The 2,017-nt window shown below is 73.1% G+C and carries 2 protein-coding genes; both read right to left on the bottom strand.

What is annotated here, in order from left to right; translation table 11 throughout:
• Positions 1 to 35: 35 nt before the first annotated feature.
• Entirely contained in the window at positions 36 to 659 is a 624-nt protein-coding gene (locus tag AB0P24_RS47785; protein WP_181807808.1) for a GntR family transcriptional regulator, read from the bottom strand.
• A 236-nt stretch (positions 660 to 895) separates the two neighbouring features.
• On the bottom strand, positions 896 to 2,017 hold a 1,122-nt coding region (gene sucB / locus AB0P24_RS47790; protein ID WP_365805762.1), incomplete at its 5' end, for a 2-oxoglutarate dehydrogenase, E2 component, dihydrolipoamide succinyltransferase.

Consider the following 2,017-nt stretch of genomic DNA (forward strand, 5'->3'; position numbering starts at 1 on the left):
CCCCGAGGGGCGCGGGGAACTGCGCGGCCGGCGGTTCACGCCCGCGGGGCGCAGCCCAGGACGTGGGCCTTCACGATGTCCGCGATGCGCGGATCGCGGCGCCGGAAGGCGGCGACCAGCTCCTCGTGTTCCTCGGCGTACGACTGCTGGACCGTGCCCAGCCAGCGGATCGACAGCGCCGTGAAGACCTCGATGCCCAGGCCCTCCCAGGTGTGCAGCAGCACCGAGTTCCCGGCCGCCCGGACCAGCTCGCGGTGGAAGCCGACCGTGTGCCGGACCTGGGCGGTGCCGTCGGCGTCCCGGTCGGCCTCGTACAGGGCCGCCACATGCGGCTCGAGAGCCGAGCAGTCCTCGGCCAGCTTCTCCGCCGCCAGCTCCGCCGCGATCGCCTCCAGGCCGGCCCGCACCGGGTAGCTCTCCTCCAGGTCGGCCGCCGTCAGGTTCCGCACCCGCACGCCCTTGTTCGGCGCCGACTCGATGAGACGAAGCGACTCCAGCTCGCGCAGCGCCTCCCGCACCGGCGTCTGGCTGACCTCCAGCTCCGTCGCGATCCGGCGCTCCACGATCCGCTCGCCCGGCTTCCAGCGCCCGCTGACGATTCCCTCCACGATGTGCTCGCGGATCTGTTCGCGCAGCGAGTGGACGACGGGCGCGGTCATGGGAGCTCCTTAAGGGCGTTTGACGTTTAGACAATAAGGCCGGACCGGCTTTCGGGAGAGACGCACGGGGGCGCTTTCGCGCAGGTGAGACGAGACTTACACGCTTCCCGGGCCGACGGGATCCGTACAGCCCGGGACGGGACGACGGTGCCCCGCCCGGAAGAACTCCGGACGGGGCACCGTGGAACCCGTGGGCTCGGGGACCGGTCCCGGCCTCGCCGGGACCCTCGGCCCTGCTACAGACCGAGCTCGACCTCGAACTCGCCCGCCTCCAGGATCGCCTTGACGGCCGTCAGGTAACGGGCCGCGTCGGCGCCGTCCACCAGGCGGTGGTCGTAGGACAGGGTCAGGTACGTCATGTCGCGGACGCCGATGACCGTGCCCTCCTCCGTCTCGATGACGGCCGGACGCTTGACCGTGGCACCGATGCCGAGGATCGCGACCTGGTTCGGCGGCACGATGATCGTGTCGAACAGCGCGCCGCGCGAGCCCGTGTTGGAGATGGTGAAGGTCGCGCCGGACAGCTCGTCCGGGGTGATCTTGTTGCCGCGGACCTTGCCGGCCAGGTCGGCCGTGGCCTTGGCGATACCGGCGATGTTGAGGTCACCGGCGCCCTTGATGACCGGGGTCATCAGGCCCTTCTCGGAGTCCACCGCGATACCGATGTTCTCGGTGTCGAAGTAGGTGATGGTGCCGTCGGCCTCGTTGATCCGGGAGTTGATGACCGGGTGGGCCTTCAGCGCCTGGGCGGCCGCCTTGACGAAGAACGGCATCGGGGAGAGCTTGACGCCCTCGCGGGCCGCGAACGAGTCCTTGGCCTGGGTGCGCAGGCGCATCAGGCGGGTCACGTCGACCTCGACGACCGAGGACAGCTGGGCCTGCTCGTGCAGCGCCTTGACCATGTTGTCGCCGATGACCTTGCGGATGCGGGTCATCTTGACGGTCTGGCCGCGGAGCGGGGAGACCTCCAGCGCCGGTGCCTTCCTGGCAGCGGCGGCGGCCGGAGCGGCGGCGGCCACGGGGGCCGGAGCGGCGGCGGCGGCCTTCGCGGCCTCGGCAGCGGCGAGCACGTCCTGCTTGCGGATCCGGCCGCCGACGCCGGTGCCCTTGACGGAGCCCAGGTCGACGCCGTTCTCGGCGGCGAGCTTGCGCACCAGCGGGGTGACGTAGGCACCCTCGTCGACCGGAGCCGCGGGGGCGGGCGCCGGGGTGACCGGGGCCGCGGCGACCGGCGCCGGGGCGGCCGGTGCGGGGGCCGGAGTCGGGGCCGGGGCGGCCGGAGCCGGGGCGGCGGCGACCGGGGCGGCGGCGACCGGGGCGGCGGCGACCGGGGCGGGCGCCGGAGCAGCCGGGGCGGG

The organism is Streptomyces sp. NPDC086519 (assembly GCF_040686075.1).
Taxonomy (GTDB): Bacteria; Actinomycetota; Actinomycetes; order Streptomycetales; family Streptomycetaceae; genus Streptomyces; species Streptomyces shenzhenensis.